22 protein-coding genes are annotated in these 25892 nt (G+C 70.8%); 5 read left to right on the top strand and 17 right to left on the bottom strand.

Annotated features, from left to right (window positions below):
- Positions 1–44: 44 nt before the first annotated feature.
- From ACFVTC_RS21185 to ACFVTC_RS21170, 4 genes are all read right to left on the bottom strand, one after another.
- Positions 45–2672 (bottom strand): hypothetical protein, encoded by a 2628-nt coding sequence (locus tag ACFVTC_RS21185; RefSeq protein ID WP_390129139.1) that lies wholly within the window; start codon positions 2670–2672, stop codon positions 45–47.
- 320 nt (positions 2673–2992) lie between these two features.
- Positions 2993–3955, bottom strand: coding sequence for an electron transfer flavoprotein subunit alpha/FixB family protein (locus ACFVTC_RS21180; RefSeq protein WP_390129137.1), 963 nt, complete (start codon positions 3953–3955; stop codon positions 2993–2995).
- Between the two features lie 57 nt (positions 3956–4012).
- Positions 4013–4798, bottom strand: a complete 786-nt coding sequence (locus tag ACFVTC_RS21175) for an electron transfer flavoprotein subunit beta/FixA family protein (RefSeq protein ID WP_390129134.1) — start codon at positions 4796–4798, stop codon at positions 4013–4015.
- 100 nt (positions 4799–4898) lie between these two features.
- Positions 4899–6440 (bottom strand): 3-hydroxyacyl-CoA dehydrogenase, encoded by a 1542-nt coding sequence (locus tag ACFVTC_RS21170; RefSeq protein ID WP_390129132.1) that lies wholly within the window; start codon positions 6438–6440, stop codon positions 4899–4901.
- Between the two features lie 473 nt (positions 6441–6913).
- On the opposite strand from ACFVTC_RS21170, the gene ACFVTC_RS21165 reads away from it, so the two are divergent.
- The 3 genes from ACFVTC_RS21165 to ACFVTC_RS21155 all read left to right on the top strand — a co-directional run bounded on the left by ACFVTC_RS21165 (position 6914) and on the right by ACFVTC_RS21155 (position 9700).
- Complete coding sequence (locus ACFVTC_RS21165; protein WP_390129130.1) at positions 6914–7816, top strand: LysR family transcriptional regulator; 903 nt, start codon at positions 6914–6916, stop codon at positions 7814–7816.
- Between the two features lie 117 nt (positions 7817–7933).
- Positions 7934–9157, top strand: a complete 1224-nt coding sequence (locus ACFVTC_RS21160) for an acetyl-CoA C-acetyltransferase (RefSeq protein WP_390129129.1) — start codon at positions 7934–7936, stop codon at positions 9155–9157.
- Between the two features lie 84 nt (positions 9158–9241).
- Positions 9242–9700: a MaoC family dehydratase gene (locus ACFVTC_RS21155; RefSeq protein ID WP_356011071.1), complete on the top strand. Its 459-nt coding sequence runs from the start codon at positions 9242–9244 to the stop codon at positions 9698–9700.
- Positions 9701–9773: 73 nt separating this feature from the next.
- Here the strand turns inward: ACFVTC_RS21155 and cofC are convergent, their stop codons facing one another.
- The 13 genes from cofC to ACFVTC_RS21090 all read right to left on the bottom strand — a co-directional run bounded on the left by cofC (position 9774) and on the right by ACFVTC_RS21090 (position 23970).
- Positions 9774–10592: a 2-phospho-L-lactate guanylyltransferase gene (gene cofC, locus ACFVTC_RS21150; RefSeq protein WP_390129127.1), complete on the bottom strand. Its 819-nt coding sequence runs from the start codon at positions 10590–10592 to the stop codon at positions 9774–9776.
- Positions 10589–13189, bottom strand: a complete 2601-nt coding sequence (locus ACFVTC_RS21145; protein WP_390129124.1) for a bifunctional FO biosynthesis protein CofGH — start codon at positions 13187–13189, stop codon at positions 10589–10591. The genes cofC and ACFVTC_RS21145 overlap by 4 nt, the downstream gene beginning before the upstream one ends.
- 2 nt (positions 13190–13191) lie before the next feature.
- Positions 13192–14346 (bottom strand): acyl-CoA dehydrogenase family protein, encoded by a 1155-nt coding sequence (locus tag ACFVTC_RS21140; protein ID WP_153287024.1) that lies wholly within the window; start codon positions 14344–14346, stop codon positions 13192–13194.
- Between the two features lie 75 nt (positions 14347–14421).
- The gene (locus ACFVTC_RS21135) at positions 14422–15075 is read right to left on the bottom strand and encodes an enoyl-CoA hydratase/isomerase family protein (protein WP_390129121.1); all 654 of its coding nucleotides are present in this window, start codon (positions 15073–15075) and stop codon (positions 14422–14424) included.
- Entirely contained in the window at positions 15072–16076 is a 1005-nt protein-coding gene (locus ACFVTC_RS21130; protein ID WP_390129119.1) for an LLM class flavin-dependent oxidoreductase, read from the bottom strand. The genes ACFVTC_RS21135 and ACFVTC_RS21130 overlap by 4 nt, the downstream gene beginning before the upstream one ends.
- A gap of 187 nt (positions 16077–16263) precedes the next feature.
- Positions 16264–16587, bottom strand: coding sequence for an NIPSNAP family protein (locus tag ACFVTC_RS21125; RefSeq protein WP_390129117.1), 324 nt, complete (start codon positions 16585–16587; stop codon positions 16264–16266).
- Positions 16584–17252 (bottom strand): NADPH-dependent F420 reductase, encoded by a 669-nt coding sequence (gene npdG, locus ACFVTC_RS21120; RefSeq protein WP_390129115.1) that lies wholly within the window; start codon positions 17250–17252, stop codon positions 16584–16586. Before npdG ends, ACFVTC_RS21125 begins: the two co-directional genes overlap by 4 nt.
- 90 nt (positions 17253–17342) lie before the next feature.
- Entirely contained in the window at positions 17343–18149 is an 807-nt protein-coding gene (locus ACFVTC_RS21115) for an IclR family transcriptional regulator (protein WP_390129113.1), read from the bottom strand.
- 27 nt (positions 18150–18176) lie between these two features.
- Entirely contained in the window at positions 18177–18647 is a 471-nt protein-coding gene (locus ACFVTC_RS21110) for a VOC family protein (protein WP_390129111.1), read from the bottom strand.
- Between the two features lie 131 nt (positions 18648–18778).
- A complete protein-coding gene (locus tag ACFVTC_RS21105) occupies positions 18779–20401 on the bottom strand; it encodes an AMP-binding protein (RefSeq protein ID WP_390129110.1) in 1623 nt (540 codons plus the stop codon).
- A complete protein-coding gene (locus ACFVTC_RS21100; protein ID WP_390129108.1) occupies positions 20383–21831 on the bottom strand; it encodes an aldehyde dehydrogenase family protein in 1449 nt (482 codons plus the stop codon). Before ACFVTC_RS21100 ends, ACFVTC_RS21105 begins: the two co-directional genes overlap by 19 nt.
- A 24-nt stretch (positions 21832–21855) precedes the next feature.
- Complete coding sequence (locus ACFVTC_RS21095) at positions 21856–22743, bottom strand: TIGR03619 family F420-dependent LLM class oxidoreductase (RefSeq protein WP_390129106.1); 888 nt, start codon at positions 22741–22743, stop codon at positions 21856–21858.
- A gap of 30 nt (positions 22744–22773) precedes the next feature.
- A complete protein-coding gene (locus tag ACFVTC_RS21090; RefSeq protein ID WP_390129104.1) occupies positions 22774–23970 on the bottom strand; it encodes a CaiB/BaiF CoA transferase family protein in 1197 nt (398 codons plus the stop codon).
- A 682-nt stretch (positions 23971–24652) separates the two neighbouring features.
- Here ACFVTC_RS21090 and ACFVTC_RS21085 point away from each other — a divergent pair.
- Both ACFVTC_RS21085 and ACFVTC_RS21080 read left to right on the top strand, forming a co-directional pair.
- The gene (locus ACFVTC_RS21085; protein WP_390129102.1) at positions 24653–25531 is read left to right on the top strand and encodes an ABC transporter substrate-binding protein; all 879 of its coding nucleotides are present in this window, start codon (positions 24653–24655) and stop codon (positions 25529–25531) included.
- A gap of 40 nt (positions 25532–25571) precedes the next feature.
- On the top strand, positions 25572–25874 hold the full coding sequence (locus ACFVTC_RS21080; protein ID WP_153287013.1) for a muconolactone Delta-isomerase family protein: 303 nt from the start codon (positions 25572–25574) through the stop codon (positions 25872–25874).
- The last annotated feature ends 18 nt before the right edge of the window (positions 25875–25892 follow it).

The following is a 25892-nucleotide window of genomic DNA, read 5'->3' as shown; positions in this document are numbered from 1 at the left end:
GGCGCATGGCCGGCCCGGTGGCGGTGAGTTGCCTGTGACGGCGGTCAGTCGAGGGTGAAGCCGTCCACCAGGAGGTAGTCGCCGCCGGCCTTGGTGAGAGTCAGGGTGTGCGTGCCGGCCGGCAGGTTCGAGACCGTGTACACGCTCTGCTGGGCGTGCCGTTGCGGGGTACTCGCGCTGACGGTCTCCTTGGAGTGGCCGTCCAGCGTGACGGCGATGTCGCCTTCGTCGGAGTTGGTCTCGGTGAGGAAGCTGATCCCGGTGCCGGTGAAGGTGATCGTGGCGGCGGCGCCGTCGTGCTGCGCGTAGTGCACGCCGTTGTCGAGGTCGCCGTAGCTGCGGGAACCGCTGGAGGACCAGCTGCCGGTGTACGAGATCCGCAGGTCGTCGTCGTCGACGGTGCGGCCGGGGAGGGTGCCGGGGCCGGCGGCGTCGATGATGGCCCTGGCCGCCGGCGGCCAGTTCCCGTCCGTCACCACGGTGGCCTGCTCGAAGGTGATGTCGGTGCCGCTGTTGTTGTAGGAGGCGGTGTCGCTGTAGTTGTCGTGGATCGAGTCGTCGTGGATGCTCGGCGTCCACAGGTTCGTCCAGAGCGACCCGTTGGCGAAACGCACGACGTTGTCGTGGGTGTTCCACATCGAGCTGCCCTCGTCGTGGTAGATCATGTTGCAGCCGTCGATGCACTCCGACAGCACGTTCCCGGCGAATTCCGAGGGTGCGGACTGGCCGCCGAGGGTGTAGATCGGACCGCCGTCGAAGAGCGCGCCCATCACGCTGTGCACGTGGTTGCCGAGGATCTTGTTGCCGCCGGCGTACGTGGTGCCGTGCAGGCAGGGGTCGGGCAGACCTTGCTTGGCCTGCAGGGTGCAGCTCGACGCCCATCCCCAGCCCCAGCCGATGGACATGCCGGAGTACGGGGTGTAGCCGACGTCGTTGTGGGAGACGGTCGTCGCCCTGCTGTGGCCGACCCAGACGCCGACCGCGTCCTGGTATTCCTGGCCGGGGAACTGCACGGTGTTGCCCGAGACCGTGTTGCCGCTCGTCATCAGGGCGGGGTCGGTCTGGTAGTAGTCGTCCACCTCGCCGACCAGGACACCGCTGCCGGAGGTGTCGGTGACGGAGCTGTCCTCGATCGTGGAGTCCTGTGTCTGGTCGGCCAGGTCGATGCCGCTGGTCCCGGTGTGCTGGACCACGTCGCCGGAGAAGGAGATCCGTTTGCCCCGGTGCACCTGGACCGCCGCGGGTATCCGGATCGGGGTGCGGGTCGCCGGGTCCCAGAGCACCCCGGCCTGGTTGTCCACGTAGCCCTCGGCGGACGGGGCGTTCCACGTGGTGTAGGCGAAGGTCAGCCCGGAGAAGACGATGTCGTGCACGGGTGCCACGACGTCGGGGATCACGGTGAATCCGTCGACGAGCAGGTAGGCGCCGCCGGTCTTGACCAGACGCAGGGTGTGCTTGCCCTTCGGCAGTCCGGTGACGGAGACCATGACCTGCTGGGCCAGCCGCTCCGGCCCGTCGCCGGATACCGTCGAGACCTTCTTCCCGTCGATGTACGCGTCCGCGGTGCCCTCGTCGGAGTTGGTCTCCGACAGCACCTGGATCCCGGCGCCGGTGAAGGTGTAGCTGACCGCGTCGCCGTTGTCGGCGGTGTAGTGCACGTCCGCGTTCAGGTCGCCGAGATGCCGGCCTTCGGAGTGGCCCCAGTTGCCGGAGTAAGTCGCCCGCCAGTCGGTGTCGTTGACCGGGGCCAGGTGTCCCGGGGTTCCCGAGGCGTCGACGAGTTCGGGCGCCACCGGCAGTTCGACGTCCGCCGTCGCCAGGTTCTCGCCCGCGCGCGGCACGTAGTAGAGGTACCCGGCGCCCTCGTCGAGATAGAACTGGCCGGGTGTGCCGAGGAGTTGGTAGGCGTTCTCCAGCCAGGTGATGCCGTCCATCGACGGCAGTCCGGCGCCGTTGAAGGGGAAGCTCGGGTTGGGCACCGCGTTGTGGTTGTTGTTCCAGCAACCGGGATCGACGGTGAGGTCCGAGCCGCCGTGCGCGGAGCGGGTGATGGACGCCAGCGGGCAACGCATCTGCTTCCAGCCGCTGTTGTGCACGACCTCGACCTGCGCGGGGTTCGTCCACGCGGTGTACGAGGCGTCAGCGGTGGTGAAACCGGTGGCGGTCACGGAGAACCCCGACGGGTTGCGCGTCCCGCGGGCGCGGTCAGCGCGCTTCCCGTCGACGAACAACTCCCGGCTGGTGATGCCTGCGGGAACCTTGGCCCGGTAGATGTTCTTCGCCACGTCGACGCGCGCGAACCCGGTGATCCGGGTCGCGCCGCTGAGCACCGGCGTCTGCCCCGCGGCCGCCCGGTACACCACCGGGTGGCCGGGCCGGCCGGAGTTCTGGACGCCCAGCCGGAAGGGAGCGGTGAGCCGGTAGGTCCCGCCGTCCAGTTCGACCACGACGTCGCCCGGGGCCTGCGGGACGAGAGATCTCGCACGGTCGCGAGCAGTCTCGAGACTGCACGGATTCCGGTCACTGCACGCCGAACCGCGCCCGTCCGGCGCGACATGCAGAGTGTCCGCCGCGTGGGCGGACGCGTCGGCGGCGACGGCTTCGGGCGGGCCGCCGGTGAAACCAAGACAGGCCACGGCGGCAGCAAGGCACGCGGCGACAATGGTGCGCATAGTCGATCTCCCACAGGACGAGCGAAGGCTCAGACATCCGATGAATGTACGGAACCATGTCGCCAAGTCCTATACCTGGGACGGAGTTTGTATGATGACATCCGACCTGTCTCGGAGGGAGTGCGGTAACGCGGCGGTGTTCACCGGCCTCGACGACTTCTCCGCTCCGAGCCCCTGTGCGTTTGGGGGCAGCCCGAAGGCACTGACATCGATGTGCGGTGTCGCTGTCAGTGCCTTCGGGGGTTCAGGGGGCTGGGGCGAACGGGAGGGGCTCCCCTTGGTGTCGTACGCCCGCGCGCGGTGCGCGGGTCTCGACGCGATCAGGCCTTGCGGGCCCGGATCTCCTCCGTGAGACGGGGTACGACCTCGAACAGGTCGCCGACCACGCCGTAGTCGGCCAGGTCGAAGATCGGAGCCTCGGCGTCCTTGTTGATCGCCACGATCGTCTTCGAGGTCTGCATGCCGGCCCGGTGCTGGATCGCGCCCGAGATGCCCGCCGCGACGTACAGCTGCGGCGACACGCTCTTGCCCGTCTGGCCGATCTGGTGCGCGTGCGGATACCAGCCGGAGTCGACGGCCGCGCGGGACGCGCCCACCGCGGCGCCGAGCGAATCGGCCAGGGCTTCGATGATCGGGAAGTTCTCCGCGCCGTTGACACCGCGGCCGCCGGCGACGACGGTCTCCGCCTCCGTCAGCTCCGGGCGTCCCGTCGACTCGCGCCGGGTGCGCGAGGTGATCCTGGTGCCCGTCGCCCGGTCCGCGAAGGCCACCGCCAGCTCCTCGACCGTGCCGGCGGCCGGGGATGCCTCCACCGGGGCCGAGTTGGGCTTGACGGTGATGACCGCGACGTCCCGGGTCACGCGCGAGCGGGTGGTGAAGGCCGCGGCGAACGCCGACTGCGTGGTGACCGGGCCGTCGGGGCCCGCCTCGACGTCGACGGCGTCGGTGACCAGGCCGGCGCCGACGCGCAGCGCCAGGCGGGCGGCGATCTCCTTGGACTCGGCCGAGGACGGCAGGAGGACCACGGCCGGGGAGAGGGCGGCGCAGGCGGCCTGCAACGCGTCGACCTTGGGGGCCACCAGGTAGTCGGAGTACTCGGGGGCGTCGTGCGCGAGGATCCTGACCGCGCCGTGGTCGCCCAGGATCTCGGCGGCGGCCTGCGCGCCGGCGCCGAGGTGCACGGCGACCGGCTCGCCCAGGCGGCGGGCGAGTGTGAGCAGTTCGAGGGTGGGTTTGCGCACTGCTCCGTCGACGTGGTCGACGTAGACGAGGATGTGGGTCATGGACGTGTCTCCTGCGGATGAAGAAGAAGGACGTGGACGGGTGGGCGTCGGCCGGGCTCAGATGTACTTCTGGGCCGCCAGGAACTCCGCGAGCTGCTTGCCGCCCTCGCCCTCGTCCTGGACGATCGTGCCCGAGGTCCGGGCCGGGCGCTCGGCCACCGCCTCCACCGCGGTCCAGGCGCCCTTGAGGCCCACCGCGTCGGGGTCGATGCCGAGGTCCGACAGGTCCAGGGAGTCCACCGGCTTCTTCTTGGCCGCCATGATGCCCTTGAACGACGGGTAACGGGCCTCACCGGACTGGTCGGTCACCGACACGACCGCCGGCAGGGACGCCTGGAGCCGCTCGGACGCCGCGTCGCTGTCCCGGCGGCCCGTGACCTGACCGCCGGCCACCGAGACCTCGGACAGCAGGGTGGCCTGCGGGACGGCCAGGCGCTCCGCCAGCAGCGCGGGCAGGACCCCCATGGCGCCGTCCGTGGAGGCCATGCCGCAGACGACGAGGTCGTAGCCGATGTGCTCGATGGCCTTGGCGAGCACGAGCGAGGTGCCCAGCGCGTCCGTGCCGTGCAGGTCGTCGTCCTCCACGTGGACGGCGCGGTCGGCGCCCATGGACAGTGCCTTGCGCAGCGCCTCCCTGGAGTCCTCGGGACCCACCGTCAGTACGGTGATCTCCGCGTCGTCCGACTCGTCGGCGATCCGGAGGGCCTGCTCGACCGCGTACTCGTCGAGTTCCGAGAGAAGTCCGTCGACGTCTTCGCGGGCGACCGTCGAGTCGTCGGCGAAGTGCCGGTCGCCTGTCGCGTCGGGCACGTATTTCACGCAGACGGTGATCCTCAGGGTCATGACTGTTCTTCCTTCTGCTCGTGCGTTGTCGTGCGATTCGTTCGTCGTGCCGGGGCGCGCTCCGGCGATCCGTTCCCGGAAGCGGGAGGGGGCGCGAGCCTCAGGCATCGGCGCCCGGCGGGACGGCGCCCGGTTCGGTGAGCGGCAGGCCGAGATGCGCGCGCTCGGTGACCCAGCGGGTCGGCCGGTAACGGGGGTCACCGGTGCTGCGGTGGAGCCCTTCCTGGAGGGCGAGCAGGCGCCGGGCCCCGATCCGGTCGCCCCAGGCCAACGGGCCGACCGGGTAGCCGAGTCCCGCCGTGACGGCGAGGTCGATGTCGCCGGGGGCCGCGAGGGAACGCTCCGCGACGGAGGCCGCCACCGAGATGATCGACGCCAGCACCCGCTGGGCGACCGACCCCGCCGTGTCGCGCACGACGGACACCGGGACGGCCTCCGCACCGCCGGCCGCCCGTGCGAGCACCGCGCGCGCGTCGCGCACCGCGGTCCCGTCGGACGCCGGGGTCATGGCCAGCACCCGGCGACGGACGGTGAGGGACAGGGGGTCGACGCCCAGGGTGCGCTCGGCCGGCAGGCCGCCCTCGGCGATCGCGGAGGCGACGGTCGTTCCCCAGACCGGGCACAGCACGAGAGCCTGCTCCGAGGGCGCGGACGCCCTTTCGAGGGCCGCCCCCGAGTCGCTGAGCACCGTGCGCAGTGTGTCGCCGTCCCGGTTTTCGCCGGCGACCCACACCGGCCGGCCCGGATCGCCGGTGACGGGTTGTTCCGGCAGGTCGGCGGGGGCCGGGATGCCGGGGCCGTACGCGTAGAAGCCGCGCCCGGTCTTGCGGCCGTGCAGGCCCGCCGCCACCCGGTTGGGAGCGAGGTAGGAGGGGCGGAGCCGGTCGGAGTGCCGGAAGCCCTGCCAGATGGAGTCGGTCACCGCGGCGGTCACGTCCAGGCCGGTGAGGTCCATCAGCTCGAAGGGGCCCATGCGCAGTCCGAGTACGTCGCGGGCGATGCGGTCGATGCCCGTCGTGTCGCTGACGGACTCCTCCAGCAGGGCGAACGCCTCGGTGATCAGGCCGCGGCCGACGTGGTTGATTAGGAAGCCGGGGGTGTCCGAGGCGACCACCGCGGCGTGTCCGGTGGCCCGGACCAGTTCGACGAGGGTCCGGGGGATCTCGGGGCGGGTCAGCGCGCCCGGAATGACCTCGACGATCTTCATCAGCGGTACGGGATTGAAGAAGTGCAGGCCGCAGAGGCGGGACGGATCAAGGAGTCCCGACGCGATCTGTGTCACGGGCAGCGAGGACGTGTTGGTCGCGAAGACCGTGCCCGCGGGCAGGATGTCCTCCAGCTGCCGGAACAGTTCCGTCTTGGTGGCCAGGTCCTCGCGGACCGCTTCGATGACCAGCCCCACGTCGTCGCCCGGCGCGGCCGGCGAGTCCACCGGCAGCAGCCGTGCCGAAGCGGCTCCGGCGGCCTCGTCGGTCATCCGCTGCTTCTGGGCGGCGCGTTCGAGCATGCGCTGGACGAAGGTGACGGCCTCGCCGACGGCCTCCTGCCGTACATCGGCGAGTTCGACGGTGTGGCCGGCGACCGCCGCCCACTGGGCGATGCCGCGGCCCATGGCTCCGGCGCCGACAATCCTGATGCGCATGTGGATCTCGCCTCCCTCTCGGTTCTCGGATTTCCGCTCCCGCTCCGGTGGCGCGGGAGCCGGCTCCCTTGTGCTGACCCGGCCGCTCCGGTCCGCCGCCGCCGGTGGAACACCGGCACCCTGCCTCCCGCGCCCGGGACCCGTTGACACCCGGCGCATCCCGGCCCGAGCGCGGTGACCACCCACCGCCGACGCACCCCGCGGGGCCCTGTCGGCCTGACCTCCCCACTCCGGGGAGACCGAAGTCCGCGCGAACGGCCGCCGTCCGAGGCGGACGGACGGGTCCGCCGGTGTGCCACGCCGGAACGCCCGTCCCCTGACGCGAGGCGGGAGCCGCGCGGATCGGTTCGGCGGACGGTCTTACGCTGCCAGCCGTAATCCATTAATGTCCAATACTAAATGGCACACGCTTTAAGACGTTCATTCGATGAATGACCGGGATTCCTCCCGGAGTCGGAACAGTGGGAACCACCATGGAACTGCGCCGCCTGGTCGCCTTCGTAGCCGTCGCCGAAGAACTGCACTTCGGCCGTGCCGCCAAGCGGCTCCAGATGGCCCAGCCACCGCTGAGCCAGCAGATCCGGCAGTTGGAGAAGGAGCTGGGGGTCCAGCTCTTCGAGCGCAACACCCGCTCGGTCAGGCTCACCAGCGCCGGCCAGTCCTACCTGGAGCCGGTGCGTACCGTGCTCAAGGACCTCGACCTGGCCACCCGGGCCGCCAGAGCCGCCGGGCTGGGCCAGTACGGGCGCGTGACCGTGGGCTTCGCCGGCGCTTCCAGCCATGAGAGCCTGCCCCGGCTGACCCGGGCCGTCAGGGCCGTCCATCCCGGCATCGAGCTGGTCCTGAAGGGCCAGACCTACGCCAACGCGGCCCTGGCGGGCGTCGCGGAGGGCTCGCTGGACCTCGGTTTCGTCCGGCTCTCGGCCACTCCGCCTGGTGTGACACTGCGGGTCATCGGGGAGGAGGAGATGATCTGCGCGCTGCCCTCCTACCACCCCCTGGCCCAGCGCGATCGCATCCCGATCGCCGCCCTGGGCGAGGAGCCCTTCGTGAGTTTCCCCGCCAACGCCGGGTCCAGCCTGCGCGACGTCACGTTCCAGGTCTGCGGCACGGCCGGGTTCACGCCGCGGGTGGTCCAGGAGGCTCCGGACTCCCACACCATCCTGGCGCTGGTGGCCGCCGGAGTCGGGGTGACGCTGACCCTGACGTCCTGCCTGCACGTCCAGCAGACCGGCCTGGTGTACCGCCCGCTGGCCGGGCCGCCCATCCGGCTCCAGGCGGCGCTGGCCTGGCGTACGGACAATCCCTCGGCCGCGCTGCACTCGGTCCTCGCCGTGGCCGAGGAGGCGCTGCCGACCCCCACCCTGATCACCTAGACGATTTCCGTCTGAATTCGGCGTGAATTAGATATTGGATCTTCTTGGTGTCGGAGTGCGAGGCTCGGTGGGAACGGTTCCGCCGTAGAACTTCCCCCACCAGGGAAAGGCAGTCGCATGTCCGAACAAGCCGATGTCGTCATCTGCGAGCCGCTGCGCACGCCGATCGGCCGCTTCGGCGGCGCGCTCGCGGACCAGCGTCCGGCCGGTCTCGCGGCGCTCGTCATCGCCGAGATCGTCGGCCGCACCGGGATCGATCCCGAGCGGATCGACGAGGTGATCCTCGGTCACGCCTACCCGACCTCCGACGCCCCCGCGATCGGGCGGGTCGCCGCCCTCGACGCGGGGCTGCCCGACTCGGTCACCGGCGTCCAGGTCGACCGCCGTTGCGGATCGGGCCTCCAGGCCGTCCTCGACGCCGCCATGCAGATCCGCAGCGGCTTCAGCGATGTCGTCGTCGCGGGCGGGGTGGACGTCATGAGCGCGGCCCCCTTCTACACCCACGACGTCAGGTGGGGCATCAGGACGCCGAGTCTCGAACTCCACGACTCCCTGGCGCGTGGCCGGGCCACCGCCGGCGGCGTCAACCACCCCGTTCCCGGGGGCATGATCGAGACCGCGGAGAACCTCCGCCGCACCTACTCCATCTCCCGCGAGGACCAGGACACCCTCGCCGTGCGCTCCCAGCAGCGCACCGCTGCGGCCATGGCGGCCGGGCTGTTCAAGGACGAGATCGTCCCCGTCACGGTGCGCACCCGCAAGGGCGAGGTCACCGTGGCGGAGGACGAACACCCCCGCCCCGGCACGACGGCGGAGCAACTGGCCGCACTCCGGCCGATCATGGGCAGGTCCGACCCGGAGGCGACCGTCACCGCGGGCAACGCCAGCGGTCAGAACGACGCGGCGGCCGCCTGCCTGGTGACCACCCGTGCCACGGCCGAGCGCCTGGGCCTGACCCCGCTGGTGCGACTGGTGTCCTTCGCCCGCGCCGGGGTGCCCGCCGAGACCATGGGGATCGGCCCGGTACCGGCCACCCGGAAGGCCCTGGACAGGGCCGGGCTCACACTCACCGACATGGGCCTGATCGAGCTCAACGAGGCCTTCGCCGCCCAGGTACTGGCCTGCACACGGGTGCTGGGTCTGACCGACGCCGACCACGAGCGGATCAACGTCAACGGCTCCGGCATCTCCCTCGGCCACCCCGTCGGGGCGACCGGCGCCCGGATCCTGGCCACCCTGGTGCGCGAGATGCACCGCAGGGGGACCCGCTACGGCCTGGAGACGATGTGCATCGGTGGAGGCCAGGGCCTGGCCGCGGTGTTCGAACGCATCACCGACTGACGTCCCGCCGGACCGCGGGCACCGATCGGCCGATGGCCGGCCGTCATCCGACCAGGAACTGAACCAAGGAAATCGGAGTCCATCGTGACACTGACCGCCAACGGCATACCGGAGATCGCGAAGCTGGCCGGCCGCGATCTCGGACACTCCGAGTGGAGGGAAGTCACTCAGGAGCTCATCGACGCCTTCGCGGCGGTCTCAGGCGACGGCCAGTGGATCCACACCGACGTCGAGCGCGCGGCCGCGGGCCCGTTCGGGCGCACCATCGCGCACGGCTACATGGTGCTCAGCTGGGGCATCCCCATGGTGGCGGAACTCCTCCAGGTCACCGGCGTGGGCATGGCCCTCAACTACGGTGTGAACAAGGTGCGTTTCCCCGCGCCCGTGCCGGTCGGCAGCAAGATCCGCCTGCACGCCGAGATCACCGAGGTGCGCGAGGTGAGCCGGGGCGGCATCCAGGTGCACCGCGCCTTCACCTTCGAACTCGAAGGATCCGACAAGCCCGCCTGCGTCGCGGAGTCCCTCACGCACTACTACCCGTAAAGAAAGCCATCCCCGAAGAACAACGGCCTTGGCGGCCGGGCACCCTCGATCTCTCCGGCCGCCAAGGTCGTTCTCATGCCTGCGGTGGGTGACGTCCGACGCCGGACGGCGCGGCACGGCCCGAGAGGCCGGGGGCGCCGGGGAGGTACGAAGCGTCCACGAGGGACGGTACGGGCCGCAGACGGGCGAGGACGTCGGAGAGGTGGGTGTGTCGTGCCGGGGGTGGCACGAGGGCGAGGTGGGCGAGGCAGTCGAGGTCGTAACGCAGTGCGGCGAGGCCGGGTCCGGTCAGTTCGACGGCGCCGGAACGGCGGTGGGCCTCGCGGGAGCCGATTCCGTAGACGGGACCGAGCGCGTGTCCGGGGCGCGCGGTGAGGAGCGTGGTGCCCTCGTCGTCCGCGTCGGGGAGGAACGCCCGGTCGTGGGCCCCGGCCTCGGCCAGGGCCCGGCCGAGGAGCGCGGGTTCGATCAGCGGCAGGTCGGCGGGGAGCGCGGCGACACCGCACCCGGGGTGGCCGGCACGGGCGGCCAGTTCGCCCTGGCGCAGGGCCTCGTTGAGACCCGGGCCGGTCCCGAGGACATGTCCGACACCGAGACCGGCGACGGGTTCGAGGTCCTGGATCCGGTCGACGACGACGATCACCGTGGCCACGCCTGGCGTGTGCTGCGCGGCGGCCACGGTGTCGCGGAACAGGGCGCTCGCGACCCGCTGCCGGTCACGCGAGTCGAGTGCGAGGCGGCTCTTCGCCAGGCGGAGGTCCTTCTGCGGGACGACAACGGCCCAACGCACCTCACGGCGCGCACGGTTGTCGCGGTGTCCGCCCCTGTCGGCGGGGTGGTGGGCCCGGCCGTGCGCGCCCCCGTCCGCGCGGCCGGGCCGGCCGGTGGTCATCGTACGAATCCGACACTCAGCGGCACGACCCGGTGTACCTCCTTGTCGAACCTGCGGGCCGCTTCGGCGCGTTCCGCGCTGACCTGGCCGTAGGTCGTCGAGCGCTGCCGGGCCGGGCGGCCGGCCGCCGCGGCGAGGGCCTCGATGTCCGCGATGGTCTTCATCGACCCGTTCGTCGAGCCCGCCATCCGGCTGATGGTCTCCTCCATCAGCGTCCCGCCCAGGTCGTTGGCGCCCCCGCGCAGCATCTGTTCGCACTGGTCGGGCGACAGCTTGACCCACGAGCACTCGATGTTGTCGATGTACCCGTGCATCAGCAGGCGCGCGAGGGCGTGGACTGCCCGGTTGTCCCGGTGGGTGGGGCCCGGCCGGGCGATCCCGGCGAGGTAGATCGGGGAGGAGTGGTGCACGAACGGCAGCGGTACGAACTCGGTGAACCCGCCCGTCTCCCGCTGGATGTCGACCAGGGTCCTCAGGTGCCCGACCCAGTGCCGGGGCTCGTCGACGTGTCCGTACATCATGGTCGCGGTCGTGGGGATCCCCAGTCCGTGCGCGGTCTTCACCACCCGGATCCACTCCGCCGCGGGGAGCTTGCCCTTGGTCAGGATCCAGCGGATCTCGTCGTCGAGGATCTCCGCCGCGGTGCCCGGGACGGAGTCCAGCCCCGCCTCGCGCGCGCCGGCCAGCCACTCGGAGACGGAGATCCCCATCCGGGACGCGCCGCTGATGATCTCCATCGGGGAGAACGCGTGCAGGTGCATGTCGGGGCAGCGTTCCTTGACGGCGCGGGCGAGGTCGTGGTGGACGCTGCTGGGCAGGGCGGGGTCGATGCCGCCCTGCATGCACACCTCGGTCGCGCCCACGGCCCAGGCCTGTTCGACGCGGTCGCCGACCTCGCCCAGCGACAGACGGTAGGCGTCCGCGTCGGTCTCCCGCTGCGCGAACGCGCAGAACCGGCAGCCGACGTAGCAGACGTTGCTGAAGTTGACGTTCCGGTTCACCACGTAGGTGACGGTGTCCCCGACCGCGGACCGGCGGACCTGGTCCGCGAGCCGGCACATCGCGTCGAGCCCGGGACCGTCCGCGTAGGCCAGCGCCAACGCCTGTCCGTCCGTGAGGCCCGCCGGGTCCCGCTCGGCCGCGCGCAGGGCGTCGGCGACGTCGCTGTCGAGGCGCTCCGGCGCACCCGCACCGGCTCCGGTGGGGAGGTTGTGGACCTGGTCGGCCAGGACCTGCCAGTCGCCGAACGCGTTGTCGAAGTCACCGCGCGCGGTGGTGAGGCGGCCCTCCCGGTCGATCGCGGTGTGCAGGTCGGTACGCCCGGACGAGACGGCCGCGGCGGCTTCCTGCCACGGCCTGCCCACCGGCAGCACGTCGGCGGCGAGGCCGGTGTCCGGGTCGGCGAGTGCCCGCAGGTGCGGCTGGACGCGGGCGTCCGCCCACGGGCTGCCCGCGCGGATGTACTCCGGCTGGGCGGCGAGGCGTTCGCGCAGTTCGAATCCGGCCCCGGCGGTCAGTTCCGCGAGGCGCTCCAGCTGCGGCCAGGGCCGTTCGGGGTTGACGTGGTCGGGTGTCAGGGGCGACACGCCGCCCCAGTCGTCGACGCCGGCCGCGAGCAGGAGCCGCAGCTCGTTCGGGTCGGACAGGTTCGGCGGGGCCTGGATCCGCATCTTCGGCCCCAGCAGGATCCTCGCGACCGCGATCGCCGCGAGGTACTCCTCCAGGTCCGCGTCCGGCACCGACTTCATCGCCGTGTCCGGCTTGGCCCGGAAGTTCTGCACGATCACTTCCTGGACCGCCCCGTACTGCCGGGCGATGCGGCGGATCTCCAGGATCGACTCGACCCGGTCCTCGGCGCCCTCACCGATACCGATCAGGATCCCCGTCGTGAAGGGGATGCTGCTGCGGGAGGCGTCCTCGATGGTCCGCAGCCGCACCGCGGGGTCCTTGTCCGGGGACCCGTAGTGGCAGCCCCCCGGCTCCGACCACAGCGACCGTGCCGTCGACTCCAGCATCAGGCCCATCGACCCCGCGACGGGCTTCAGCCGCTGCAGTTCCGTCCAGCTCATCACCCCGGGGTTCAGGTGCGGGATCAGGCCGGTCTCCTCCAGCACCAGGATCGCCATCGCCCGCACGTACGCGAGGGTGTCCTCGTAGCCGTGCGCGTCCAGCCACTCCCGGGCGGCCTTCCAGCGGTCCTCCGGCCGGTCCCCGAGCGTGAACAGGGCCTCCTTGCAGCCCAGTCGGGCACCCTCGCGGGCGATGTCCAGGACCTGCCCGGGCGTGAGGTAGGCCTCCTCGACCCGGCCCGGAGTGGTCGCGAAGGTGCAGTAGTGGCACCGGTCCCGGCACAGCCGGGTGAGCGGTACGAACACCTTCTTGCTGTAGGTGACGATGCCGGGCCGCCCCGCGTCGAGGAGACCCGCGGAGCGCACGGCCCCGGCGACCTCGCACAGCGAGGCCAGGTCGTCGCCGCGCGCCCCGAGCAGGGCCGCCGCCTCCCGGCGGTCGATGTTCTTGCCCGCCCTGGCCCTGGCCAGTGCACGGCGTACGGGTGCGGAAGTCACCGCGGTCTCCTCACATGGACGCTCAGGCATGGTCAGTTGCCGCGCAGGCCCATGGACCGCGCGATGAAGTTCAGCTGCACCGACGGCGGGCCGGCCACGACCCGCGCGATGATTCCGTCCGAGTGGTGCATCGGCAGGGTGTGGTCGCGGACATAGCCGTACGCGCCCTGCAGCTGGACCGCCAGTGCCGATGCCTCGGCGTATATCTGGCCGCACAGGAACTTCGCCATCGTGCTCTCCGTCTCGCACGGCAGACCCGCGTCGAAGAACGCCGCCGACCGCTGCACCGCGCAGCGCGCCGCGTCCTTGCGGACGAACATCTCCGCGAGCGGCAGCGTCACACCCTGGTACGAGGAGATCGTCTTCCCGAACTGCTCGCGCTCGTTGGCGTACTCGACCGTCATGTCCAGGACCTGTCCGACACTGCCCAGGAACCCCGAGCTGATCATGATCCGCTCCAGGACCAGCCGCTCCTTGAGGATCTGCCAGCCCTGGCCCGGCTCGCCCAGCAGGGCCTCGTCGGGGACCAGGACGTCGTGGAGGAACACCTCGTAGATCCCGCTGATGTTGCGGCCCAGGGCCGGCATCCGGCGGATCTCCACACCCGGGTGGTCCGAGGGGACCAGGAACACGGCGAGGTCGTCCCGCTTGCGGCCGCTGTCGCCGGTCTTCGCGAACAGCTCCATCACCGTGCCCGGGATCCCCGCGCCCTCGCAGTACGTCTTCTGCCCGTTCAGCAGCCAGCCGCCCTCGACGCGTTCCGCGGTCGTCGCCACGCTCGCCGCGTCCGAGCCGACGTCCGGCTCCGAGACCGCGATGGAGAACCGGCCGTCGCCGCGCAGTACGGGCTCGGCGTACTTCTCCTGCTGTTCGACGGTGCCCCAGCGGATCAGGTCGCGGATCCCGCTGATGTTCAGGTTCAGCAGCGCGACCAGGTCCGAACTGGCCCGCCCGACCTCCTCGCACAGCGCGATCAGCAGGCCGGCCATGCCGTCGAGGGGCTCGTCGTCCGCGACGATGTCGTACCAGCCCAGCTTCGCGATCTCGCGGTAGAGGTGCTCGGGGTAGGAGCCCTCCTCGTCCCAGATCCGCACGTCACGCTGGGGAGCGTGCCGTGCGATCACCGCGCGGGCCGTGGCCCGCAACTGCTCCTGGTCCTCGGACTCGATGAAGGGGTTCGCACTCATGGTTGTCGCCTTTCCGGAGGGGATCGGGCGGCCGGTGGATCGGGTGGTCCGAACGGTGCGGTCGCCGCGGGGAAATCAGGTGGTGAGAGCCGTCCGAAGGGTCTGGACAAGATCCGACGGCGCGGCCGCGAACTGCTCGGCGAGGTGCCGGGCCCGGTGGCCGAGGTCCGCGGCCCCGACCACGTCGACCAGGCCCAGCCGGGCCAGGTCGTCCCCTGTGAAACGTTCATCTGCCACCAGCAGCCGGAACGCCGTGGCGGGACCGACAGCGGCCCGCAGGCGGCGGACCGTCTGGTCCGGGGGCAGGAAGCCCAGCCGGAGCTCCGGGAAGCGGAACGTCGCGCCCGGAGCCGCCAGGGTGACCACGGCGGCGGCGGCCAGGGCCCATCCGCCGCCCACGGCCGGGCCCTGTACGGCGGCGACCGAGGCGGGGAACGCCTCGACGAGGTCGCACGCCTCCTCGATCAGTTGCCGGCGCAGGCCCGGCCGGCCCATCGCGGTGCCGTCGTCCGACCGCACGTCGGCGCCCGCGCAGAAGGCCGGGCCCTCGGCCTTCAGCAGCAGCACGCCGACACCCTGTGCGCGGGCGTCCTTGAGCGCCGCGACCAGTTGCTGGAGCAGCGGGATGTTCATGGCGTTGCGCGCGTCGGGGCGGTTCAGCGTCACCGTCGCGACGCCGCCCCCGGTCTCCGACAGGCACAGCGGTGTCTCGTCCGTGACGGCGTTCATGTGAGCTCCGGGAGGACTTCGGTGGTGAGCAGGTCCACGGCTTCCGCCGGGTCGGGACCTACGGGGGCTCCGACGTATGCCTCGGTGAAGCCGGCCCCGCGGGCGTACTCGAGGAGTTCGGCGAGCGACGCGATGCAGTCGCCAGGGGTTCCCGAGATGACGAGCTGGTCGGCCACGTGCTGGGGCAGGAGTTCGGCCGCGGCGGCGATGCCCCGGCCGGTGTGGACGGCCTCGCGGGTCGCCGCGTAGTCGGACTGTTCGAAGCCGACCCGCTGCAGACTCTCGTGCGGCTGCTGGGAGACGATCAGGGCGGCCTGCCGGCGGGCGGCGGCGTTGGCGCGGTCGCGGTCCGCCGAGACGGACACGTTCGCCCCGTATATACGGGTCAGCTCCGGGCGGTCGCTGCGCTCCCGGCCGGCGTCGAGGCGGTCGAGGTTGCTGACCGCGTCGAACTGGCCGCTGCGGAAGGCCGCGAGGCTGTGTGCCGGGAAGTTGCTTGCGCAGATCACACCGTCGGCCAACTCGCCCGCCATCTCGAGGATCTTGGGACCCGTGCCGGCCACGATCACCCGGACCGCGGGGTCGTCCACCCAGTCGAGGGACGCCCGGCCCTCCGCACGCAGGCCCAGGTCCGCGCAGGTGAGGGGGTAGTCGCCCATGCGGACGCTCTCACCCCGCCAGAGCGCGCGGCAGAACCTGATGAGTTCGGCGACGCGGCCGACGGGCTGCTGCCGCTCCATCAGAGCGCTCACCAGTCCACCGCCGGTGCCGATCCCCATGCTCACCTGGCGGCCGGCCGGCATGAACTCGGCCAACGTGGCCATCGTGGAAGCCTGTTCCAGGGGGTTGCGCCCGAACGGGAACGTCACCGCCGTGCCGACACCCGCACCGGTCCTGGCCGCGATCGCCCCCAGGACGGCGCCCACTCCTCGCGACTGCATCTGGTCGGTGACCCAGATCGTCTCGAAGGTCCGAGCGGCGACCTCGGCGACCTCGACCATGCTCGGTCCACCTGCCCAGGCGTGTAGCTGAATGCCCTTGATCATCGACTCTCGATTCACGATGGTGAACAGTGTCCACGGCAATGAATAAAAGGGAATTGCGAATCCATCCCGGCCGAGGCTTGAACCTCCGTCGGCCGGTCACGGCGGGGCCGCATGCGCGACCGCATCCGGCCCCGCCGGAAAATCAGCGATGAGCCGCCACGTACTCGGGTTCGGTGAGGTACGTGCTCACGATGTCCTCGATCAACGGGCCGTCGGCCTCACTGCGTTCCTTCAGCTCGACCCACCGCGGATCCGCCCTGAAGGCATCCCAGAACTCAGCCGCCGCGTTCACGTCCTCGAACGCACACAGGTAGTAGATCCGTCGTCGGTCGTCGACGACGTGCCAGAAACCCCTGAGATCGAGACCGAATTCCCTGAAGAGGTCGAGGGTCTCGTCGGCGAAGCGCCGGTGCAGGTCCTCGGCCCGGTCCGGCAGCGCGGTGTACTCGCGCAGTTCGAGGATCATGCCGGGATCCCGGAGACCGAGACGCCCGAACGGGTCTTGTAGCGCCGGTTGATGTTGATGAGGACGGCGGTGAGCGGCTCCAGCTGACGGGCAAGCCGCAGGACCCCGCCGTCGATGCCGGGGCGGCCGGTGATCGTCGCGGCGAGGGCGGCGACCTTCTCCTTGGCGTCCCTGTCGTCACCGACCACCAGGACGTCCTCGTGCCCGAGGGGACCCTCGGCCTCCCACAGGGAGACGGCGGACAGGTGGTGGAAGGCGCCGACGACCACCGCGTCGGGCACGAGCCTCTGCGTCTGCTCGGCGGCGCTGCCGTCCTCGACGTCCAGGCCGTACGCACCGCGCTTGTCGAAGCCGAGCGGGTTGACGCAGCTGATGACCAGCTTCCCCGCCAGCACCGGCGCGAGCGCCGCGACCAGTTCCTCGTGGCCGTCCCACGGCACGACGATCAGGACCGCGTCGGCCGCCTCGACGGCACCCTTGTTGTCGAGGCCGAGCACGTCGACGGCCGAGCCGACACGCGCGCGGATCTCGGCCGCGGCCTCCTCGGCGCGCCCGGCCGAGCGCGACCCGACGACGACCTTGTGGCCGGCGCGGGCGAAGTGCAGGGCCAGGCCCTTGCCCTGTGGTCCGGTACCTCCCACAACGGCGATGGTGTGGCTGTCCATGGTTCGTGCTCCTCAAGGAAGTGCCCGCGACCGGCGGTGCGGGTTCACGGGACCGGCGGTGCGGGCGCCGGTCCTGTGGGTCTGATGGGGTCAGCCGGCGGATCGCTCCGGGCCGGCCTCGGGGTAGTCGGCCGGTACCCGGCCGCCGCTGCGCACCGTGATGGCACGCGCGGCGGTGACCAGGTAGGGGGCCAACTCGTCGATGTCCTGCGGCGTGAGATCCGTTCCCATGCCGAGCAGGCTGATCACGAGGCAGGGCTGCCCGTCACGGTCGAAGACGGGGAAACCCATGACGTTCAGCTCGGGGGCGTACTCCCCGAAGACGACTCCGAAACCGCGGGAGCGCACTTCCTCGCGGCGCGCGTCGTCGTCCGCGGCCGGCACGACGTCACGCCACGCGTCCGTCAGCCGGCTGAGCAGCGGCGCGTCCCGGTCGAACCGGGAGCCGATCTCGATGGTGATCTTGATGTCCTTGCGGCTCTCGATCTTCGCGATCGCGGTGAAGTGCCCGTCGGGCATCGGCGAGATCGCGAGGCACGCCAGTTCGGTCCGCTCGGCCAGCCGCTCCATGAACGGCCGCGCCTCGGCGACCGGGGTGGTCCTGGTGACCGCCGCCACGCCGTACTCGACGAGCAGCGGTCCCAGGTTGTAACGCCGGGTGTCGGAGTCGTACTCGATGAGTCCTTCGCTGACCATCGTCCGGATCAGGTTGGACGCCGTGCTCTTGGCCAGCCCGCACGATTTGGCGAGTTCGGTGACCGTCCCCCCGTCGACGTGCCGGACCAGGTGGTCGAGTACCCGTACCGTGCGCGACACCGCCGGCACGAGAACCCCGGCTGACTGCTCGGCATCGTCGTCGACGACCACGCCGCCGGACTCGGAAGGCTCCTTCGCCACGTCTCCTGCTTTCCGGTCAGGGAAGCCTCAGTGCTTGGCTGAGTCCCCTACCAACTCGACAAAGTGGAACAGCGTACCGTCGGGGTCCGCCGCGAACAGGATCTTCCATCCGTTCACCCCGTCGGGGGCCATGACGGTCTGCGGGGTGTGCAGGAACGTGACGCCCGCGTCGCTCAGGCGGTCGTACTCGCCCTGGATGTCGTCCGTGAGGATCGAGAAGCGGCACAGGCCGGGGTTGACGGTGTCGGCGATGGACCGCTCGCGGGTCACCGGCACGTCGCGCCACTCGATGATGTCGAGCATCGCCTCGTCGGGCGAGTTGTTCAGGCGCATGTGCGCGAAGCGCAGTTTGCTGCCCTCCTCGATCATGAACGCCCGCGCGAGGTTGGCGTCTTCGAGCTCCTTGTCCTGCACGACCTCGAAGCCCACGAGCCGGTAGAACTCGATGGTGCGGTCCATGTCGGTGACATTGAGACCGACATGCCAGAATCTACGCATAGGTGGTCCCTCTCGTGATGTGTGTCTGTACGTGACGTGTGTGCGTACGCGATGTGTGTCTGTAGGTCCCGTCCGGGTACGGACGCCGCCGGGGCGCCCTCTCGGGCGGCAGTGCCGCCGGAGCGGGCCGGTCAGTGCGGGGCCGGAGCGAGGGCGCGCCGCAGGAGCTTCCCGGTCTCCGTCCTCGGCAGGGACGAGACCACCTCGAACTCACGGGGTCTGGCGTGCGGCCCGACCGTGGCGGCCACCAGGTCGCACAGCTCCGCGCGGAGCGCCTCCCCGACCTCGCCGCCGGGCTCGCCGCCGGTGAACCGCAGGAAGACCTTCACCCGCTGGCCGATGCTGTCGTCCGGGATGCCGACCGCGGCGGCCTCGGCCACCAACGGGTGGTTCACCAGGGCGTCCTCGATCTCCGAGGGGCCGATCCGGTAGCCGCGGCTCTTGATGACGTCGTCCGCGCGGCCCAGGTACTCCAGGCGCTGTCCATGAGCACGCCTGGCCAGGTCGTTGGTCCGGTGCCATTCGCCGGCCGGAGGCACCGGGCCCTCCGTCTTCGCATCCCAGATCCCCAGCAGCGCGACCGGGTCGGGAAGCCGCAGGGCGATCTCGCCGACCTCACCGTGGGCGACCTCCCGGCCGTCCTCGCCGAGCAACGCGATGGTGTGGCCCGGGTAGGGGGCGCCCATCGTGTCGTCGTCGACGGAGGCCAGCACCGCCGAATCACCGATGAGACCGTTCGCCTCGGTCTGGCCGTACGCCTTGTTCACGGCCTGCGACAGGTGCAGCCGGGACCACGCCATCTCCGAACGCCCCGCCGCCTCACCGCCGGTGACGACGGCACGCAGCCTGCGCTCCGGCGCCCGGCCGTTCGCCTGCAACAGGCGCAGGACGGAGGGCGGCAGGAAGGCGGTCGTGACGCCGCACCGCGCGAACAGGTCCAGCGTGGCATCGGCATCGAAACGCGTCTGCCGCTGCGCGACGACCGGGACGCCGAACGACCACGGGACGAGGAGCCCCAGCATGAGGCCACCGATCCACCCCCAGTCGGCCGTCCCGTAGTAGACGTCCCCGGGCTGGAACAACTCGAAGGCGTAGTCCACTCCGGCATGGCCGAGCAGCACCTGGTGGCCGTGCAGGATGCCCTTGGGCGGACCGCTGGTGCCCGAGGTGTACATCAGCAGGGCGGGGTGCGTCGGACCGGCCGGCCACGGTGCGTCGGAGTGGTCGTCGACCTTCCGCCCGGCGATCCCCTTCCCCTCGGAACCGTCGACCGTCAGTACCGCACGGCCCTCGATGTCGCAGCCCGTCGAGCGCAGCCGTTCAAGGCCCAGCCCGTCGGTGACGAGCACCTTCGCCCCCGAGTCGCTCAGGCGGTGCGAGACCGAGCCGCCGGCCATGAGCCGCGGGATCGGCAGCAGCACCGCCCCGGCGGCCAGCACTCCGAAGACCACCTCCGCCGCGGCCGGCGAGGGGTCGAGGTAGAGCGCGACCCGGTCGCCCGGAGCGACGCCCTGCGCCCGCAGTACGTCACCGATCCGCAGCGCGGCCTCCTGGACCTCGCCGAACGTGATCTCGCCGACTTCCTGCGGTCCGGCCGTGAGCACGGCCACCGCGTCCGGATCCTGCGCGAAGAGCGCGTCCTGGACGATCGAGTAGTCCGCGGCGGGTGACCACCGGGCGAGGCCCCGCAGCTCGCGCAGTCGGGCGACGACCGGGACGTCGGCGCCCTGCGGCGCTAGTCCAGACGTGCCCATACGCTCTTCTCCTTCGTGAAGCTCTCGATCGCGCTGCGACCGAGGTCACTGCCGTAGCCGCTCTGGCGGAACCCGCGGTACGGCGAGGCCGGGTTGAGCACGCCCCAGCTGTTGATCCACACGTTCCCGGCGTCCAGCGTCCCCGCGAAGCGCAGGGCCCGGCCGACGTCCCGGGTGAACACGCCGGCCGCGAGGCCGTAGATCGTGTCGTTCGCCAGCTCGATCGCCTGCTCCTCGCCCTCGAACGGCAGCACACCGAGGACGGGACCGAAGATCTCCTCGCGGGCGATCCGCATGTCCGGGGCCACGTCCGCGAACAGCGCCGGCTGGTAGAAGAAGCCCGGACCGTCCGCCGGAGCCTCGGTGCTGCCCGCCAGCAGACGAGCGCCCTCCGCGGCACCCGACACCACATAGGAGTGAACCGAGTCGCGCTGCGCCGCGTTGACCAGTGGGCCGATCTCCGTCTCGGGGTCGAGCGGGTCGCCGACCCGGGCCGCGTCGACCCGTGCCTTGACCAGCTCCACGACCTCGTCGTAGATCGGACGCTCGACCAGGAGCCGGCTGGGCGCGGTGCAGGTCTCACCCTGGTTGCCGTACATGGCCGCGAAGACCACGTCGGCGACCGCCTTCGGGGACGCGTCCGCGAACGCGACCAGCGCCGACTTCCCGCCCAGCTCCAGGGAGGTGGTGATCAGGCGGTCCGCCGCCATCCGGCCGATCTCCTGGCCGATCTCGGTCGAACCGGTGAAAGTGATCTTGCCGACGCCCGGGTGCTGGACCAGCGCGTTGCCCGCCACCGAGCCGCGGCCCGGCAGGACGTTCACGACACCGGGGGGGATGCCGGCCTCCAGGGCCAGCTCACCCAGCGCCACCGGCACGAGGGGCGCGAGCTGCGCCGGCTTCAGGACGATGGAGTTGCCCATGGCCAGCGCCGGCGCGATCTTCCAGATCGACTGCACGGCGGGGAAGTTCCACGGGGTGATCGCACCGACCACACCGATCGGCTCGCGCACCGTGTAGTTCAGGAAGCGGCCGGGGGCGGGGGTCGTCCGTCCCTCGATCTTGGTCACCAGGCCGGCGAAGTACTCGACGGTCTCGACCATGACCGGCAGGTCGATCTTCGCAGACTCGCGGATCGGCTTTCCCATGTCGCGGCTCTGCAGCTCGGCGAGCTGCTCCTTGTTCGCTTCGATGAGCGCCGCGTAGCGCAGCATCAGACGGGTGCGCTGCGAGGGGCGCATCCGCTGCCATGCCTTGGCGCCGGCTCGCGCGGCCTCGACGGCGCGGGCGACGTCGTCCACGGTCGCCTCGGCGACCTTCGCTATGACGCTGCCGTCGGCGGGGTTGACGGTCTCGAACGTGGCTCCGTTGGAGGCGTCCGTGAGCTGGTCACCTAGGACCAGCGGAACACTGGAGGTCAGTGCACGCATGATCGGCTCTCTTTCGTTCGGGCCTCAGGGGAGGCGGTGCGCGGTCGGCAGGACCGCCTCGGCGAGGGCCTGCAGCTCCTCCATCGCGGAGTCGAGCGTGGCGTGCTCGAACGAGGTGTCGCAGATGAAGTGCGTGACACCGAGGTCGCCGTACGCCTCGATCGTCTCGGCGTTGTAAGGCGCCGTGCGCAGCGGGCGCGCGGTGAGCGTGATCTCGCTCATGTCGCGGCCGGCCTCCGCCACGTACGACTTCAGCGTGGAGAGGTAGCCGGCGTAGTCCTCCGGGCCCACGGCCAGCGGGTGCCAGCCGTCACCGATCGCGGCGATACGGCGCAGCGACGCCTCGCTGTAGCCGGCGAACCAGACCGGGATCGTGCCCCGCACGGGCTTGGGGAACATCATGAAGTCGTGCAGGTTGTAGAAGTCGCCGTCCCAGGAGACCTCGTCCTCGGTCCACATCTGGCGCATGGCCTTGACCATCTCGGTCACCCGGCGGCCGCGGTCCTTGAAGGGCGCGCCCAGCGCCTCGAACTGCTCCTTCATCCAGCCGACGCCGATGGCGACGGACAGCCGGCCCTTGGACAGGACGTCGATGCTCACGAGCGTCTTCGACGTCTGCACCAGCGGGCGCCACGGCAGGATCAGGCAGGACGTGCCCAGCTCGACTCTCTCCGTCGCGGCCGCGGCCCAGGTCAGCGCCGTGAGGCAGTCCAGGTAGGGGGTTTCGGGCGCCCAGAGGAACTTGCCGTCTGCGGTGTACGGGTAGGCCGTCTCCACCTTCGTGGGCAGGGCCACGTGGTCAGTCATCCACAGCGAGTCGAAGCCGATCTTCTCCGCGTAGCGGGAGACCTCGCTGATCGCGTCCGGTCCGGCCCAGGGACCGGCACCGGGGATCCTGATACCAACCTTCATGTGATGCTCCCGTCTCAGAACGTTGTGTGTTCAGCGGACGACGCGCGCGGCCAGCAGCCGTGCGATGTCTTGGTCGTTGTGTCCGAGCTCCTTGAGAAGCTCGGCGGTGTGCTCGCCCAGGGCGGTCGGCGGACGCTCCACACGGCCCGGAGTGTCCGACAGCTTGATCGGCAGGCCCGGCACCCGGACCTCGCCGAGTGCCTCGCTCTCCAAGCCGACGACCATCTCGAGCGCGCGGATCTGGGGGTGATCCACGGCCTCGTCGTACGCGAGGACCGGGGCGCAGATGATGTTCTGGTCGGTGAGCAGCGTGACGATGTCGTCCCGGTCGCGCTCGGCGAACCAGGGAGCGAGCACCACGTCGAGTTCTTCGCGGTGGGCCAGCCGGCTCGCCGCGTTCGTGAACCGCTCGTCGTCGAGCAGGTGCTCGGCGCCGGCCGCTTTCACGAACCGCTCGAAGTGCCGGTCGTTGAAGGCGACGATGTGGACGGCCCCGCCGTCGCGTGTCGCGTACGCGTTGTACGGCGCGTAGAAGTTGCTCGCGTTGCCGACGCGCGGTGCCACGTAGTCGGCCAGCATGTACTGGCCCAGCCACGGTGACTGAAGGTGGAACAGCGAGGCCACCAGCGACACCGAGCCGTTCTGGCCGGCTCCGGTCTTCTGCCTGGCGAAGAGTGAGACCAGGGCCGCGACGGCGACAAGGTATCCGGCCGAGCTGTCGGCGACCGGCGGACCGGCCTTGATGCCGCGGCCGTCGGCGTCCCCGGTGCCCTGGATCATGCCGGTGAGGGCCTGGGCGACGGGATCCAGCGCGGGCCGGCCGGCCGACGGGCCGCTGTCACCGTAGCCGCTCACGTTCAGGCAGATCAGGTGGGGGTGGCGCTCGCGGAGCTCCTCGGCGGTCAGGCCGAACTTGGCGCGCACCGTGGGCAGCATGTTCTCGATCAGCACGTCGGCGCCGGCGCACAGCTCGTGGAAGAGTTCCCGGCCCTCTTCCGTGCGCAGATCGAGTGCGATCGCCCGCTTGTTCCGGTTGACCCCGGCGTAGACACCGCTCATACCGTCCCGGCCGGGGCCGAACGTACGGGACTCGTCCCCTGCGATGGGCTCCACCTTGACCACGTCGGCACCGAAGTCAGCCAGGATCGACGCGCCCAGCGGGCCCGCAACCATCGTTGCGGCGTCGATCACCCGCGTTCCTGCCAGAGCCCGCACCTGCTGAGTCATCCTTGACCACCCGTGTTCATTATCTCGAACTCGCGCCAGCATTTGGAACGACCATAGGTAGGGTGTTCGTCGGCGTCAAGACTCGCCTGGGGACTTCCTGGGAGGACCCTTTCGCCCCGGGGCCCTGGCGCCGGGACGCCGACGACCGGACCGAAGGGCTGGCGCACATGCCTGACGTCTCGCCAGATCGCCGCACCTGACGGCAACTTGGAGTCGAATTGCTGACGCATCACCGGAGAGTGACGAGACCCCGGCCGAGCCCGGAGGAGTCGCGAAGAGACCTCGGCCAACGGGGGTCGATCAAGGAATCCGCCGCTCGGCGGGAGTTTCGCTCGCATGTCCAGCCGCACCGGCGACGGCGTGTACAGTGCTGCCGATCACGCAGACCCTCGGGGATTGGCCCGTTCTGCCGCCTTTGTCCTGCCGTGCGGGAGATCCTTCGGCACCCCGAAGCTCCCGGGTTTCCAGCGCCCCGCACGGTCGGCGGCCGGCCCGCCGGGCCACCTACATCCGCACAGCGGACATGTGACGCATTCCACACAAGCAGCATCATTCCGGCCGGGTCGCGACAGGGCGTCCTTGCAACGACACCCCCGTCCTGGACACACCTCCGCCGGCCCGCCCGGATGCGACCGGCGGGCGGACCGCCTACAGGACGCAGCCACCTCTGAGGAAGGCGCTCATGCACACGATCGATCTCGCCTACGTGGGGCGCGGTCCCCACGAGGAGCTGGTCACCTACATCGCGGACCAGCAGGACTTCTACGCCGACGCCGGTGTCCACGTCGCCCTGCGGGACGGCTCGATCTGGGATCCGGAGCGGCTGCGCCGCGGGGCCGTCATCGGCCTGGGCCGGACACTGCTGTCCCGGCTGGTCGGCGGCATCCCATGGGTCGCGCTCAATGTGAACACCCAGCGGCCCCAGTTCTGGTTCCTCGCCCGGCCCGGTCTGGACTCGCTGGCCGACCTGGCCGGGAAGCGTCTGGCCGTGCATCCGCGCCACACCGGGCCCGGCTGCTTCACCCGCATCATGCTGCGCCAGGCCGGACTGGACCCGGACCGCGATGTCGAGACCATCGTCCGTGCACCCGGCGACTACGGCATGGACCTGCGCAGGCTTCGCGAGGGCACGATCGACGCCGCGGTGGTGGGCGACACCCTGGTACCCGAAGCCGTGGCCGCCGAGAACGGCTGGCGGGTGCTGGCCTTCGCCGGTGACCTCTTCCAGGTCCCGACCGTCGGTGTGTCCGTCGACCCGACCTACACCGATCCGGAGGACCCCGCGGTCCAGGCCGTCGTGCTGGCCCACCGGCGCGCGCTACGGGTGATCCGGGACGAGCCCGACACCACGGTCAGGTATCTCCAGGCATTCCTCAACGGACACACGGAAGAGGAAGTCCGGGCGCACTACGAGAGGTTCATCGCCCCGTCGTTCGGTATCGACGGTCAGGCGGACCTCGCCACCGCCGAGACGGCCGTCAAAGCGGTCGCCGCCGAACTGGGCGTGCCCGCCACGTTCACCGCGGCCGATTTCTATCGCACCCGACCCACCACGGCTTAGGCCGCGGTGTCTTTTCGCAGCATCAGAGAAAGGCTGGCTTGTGAAAGAGTTCCTGATCGAGGTCACCACCAACATTCCCGACGGAACCGAGACGGCCGAGGTCGACCGCCGTCGCGCCGCGGAGGCCGCCCGGGCCGTCGAGTTGATCGCCTCCGGCCACCTGGTCCGGATCTGGCGTCCGGTGGGTGAGATGCGCAGCATCGCCCTGTGGCGGGCCAACGACGAGGCCGAGTTGCGTGACAGGATCCTGAGCACCTTGCCGCTGTGGTCATGGATGACGTCCGTCGTCACCCCTCTTGAGTCGCACCCGAGCGACCCCGGCAAGGCGGACACCACCGTCTGACTTTTTTCCTCCGTGCAC

It is taken from the genome of Streptomyces sp. NPDC057950 (assembly GCF_042887295.1).
Lineage (GTDB): Bacteria > Actinomycetota > Actinomycetes > Streptomycetales > Streptomycetaceae > Streptomyces > Streptomyces kaempferi.
This window is presented reverse-complemented; position numbering and strand designations above follow the sequence as displayed.

Excerpts from the sequence above, each read along its gene's own strand:
- ACFVTC_RS21185 (WP_390129139.1), bottom strand. The coding sequence starts at position 2,672 with ATGCGCACCATTGTCGCCGCGTGCCTTGCTGCCGCCGTGGCCTGTCTT.
- ACFVTC_RS21180 (WP_390129137.1), bottom strand. The coding sequence starts at position 3,955 with ATGACCCACATCCTCGTCTACGTCGACCACGTCGACGGAGCAGTGCGC.
- ACFVTC_RS21175 (WP_390129134.1), bottom strand. The coding sequence starts at position 4,798 with ATGACCCTGAGGATCACCGTCTGCGTGAAATACGTGCCCGACGCGACA.
- ACFVTC_RS21170 (WP_390129132.1), bottom strand. The coding sequence starts at position 6,440 with ATGCGCATCAGGATTGTCGGCGCCGGAGCCATGGGCCGCGGCATCGCC.
- ACFVTC_RS21165 (WP_390129130.1), top strand. The coding sequence starts at position 6,914 with ATGGAACTGCGCCGCCTGGTCGCCTTCGTAGCCGTCGCCGAAGAACTG.
- ACFVTC_RS21160 (WP_390129129.1), top strand. The coding sequence starts at position 7,934 with ATGTCCGAACAAGCCGATGTCGTCATCTGCGAGCCGCTGCGCACGCCG.
- cofC (WP_390129127.1), bottom strand. The coding sequence starts at position 10,592 with ATGACCACCGGCCGGCCCGGCCGCGCGGACGGGGGCGCGCACGGCCGG.
- ACFVTC_RS21145 (WP_390129124.1), bottom strand. The coding sequence starts at position 13,189 with ATGCCTGAGCGTCCATGTGAGGAGACCGCGGTGACTTCCGCACCCGTA.
- ACFVTC_RS21140 (WP_153287024.1), bottom strand. The coding sequence starts at position 14,346 with ATGAGTGCGAACCCCTTCATCGAGTCCGAGGACCAGGAGCAGTTGCGG.
- ACFVTC_RS21135 (WP_390129121.1), bottom strand. The coding sequence starts at position 15,075 with ATGAACGCCGTCACGGACGAGACACCGCTGTGCCTGTCGGAGACCGGG.
- ACFVTC_RS21130 (WP_390129119.1), bottom strand. The coding sequence starts at position 16,076 with ATGGTCGAGGTCGCCGAGGTCGCCGCTCGGACCTTCGAGACGATCTGG.
- ACFVTC_RS21125 (WP_390129117.1), bottom strand. The coding sequence starts at position 16,587 with ATGATCCTCGAACTGCGCGAGTACACCGCGCTGCCGGACCGGGCCGAG.
- npdG (WP_390129115.1), bottom strand. The coding sequence starts at position 17,252 with ATGGACAGCCACACCATCGCCGTTGTGGGAGGTACCGGACCACAGGGC.
- ACFVTC_RS21110 (WP_390129111.1), bottom strand. The coding sequence starts at position 18,647 with ATGCGTAGATTCTGGCATGTCGGTCTCAATGTCACCGACATGGACCGC.
- ACFVTC_RS21105 (WP_390129110.1), bottom strand. The coding sequence starts at position 20,401 with ATGGGCACGTCTGGACTAGCGCCGCAGGGCGCCGACGTCCCGGTCGTC.
- ACFVTC_RS21100 (WP_390129108.1), bottom strand. The coding sequence starts at position 21,831 with ATGCGTGCACTGACCTCCAGTGTTCCGCTGGTCCTAGGTGACCAGCTC.
- ACFVTC_RS21095 (WP_390129106.1), bottom strand. The coding sequence starts at position 22,743 with ATGAAGGTTGGTATCAGGATCCCCGGTGCCGGTCCCTGGGCCGGACCG.
- ACFVTC_RS21090 (WP_390129104.1), bottom strand. The coding sequence starts at position 23,970 with ATGACTCAGCAGGTGCGGGCTCTGGCAGGAACGCGGGTGATCGACGCC.
- ACFVTC_RS21085 (WP_390129102.1), top strand. The coding sequence starts at position 24,653 with ATGCACACGATCGATCTCGCCTACGTGGGGCGCGGTCCCCACGAGGAG.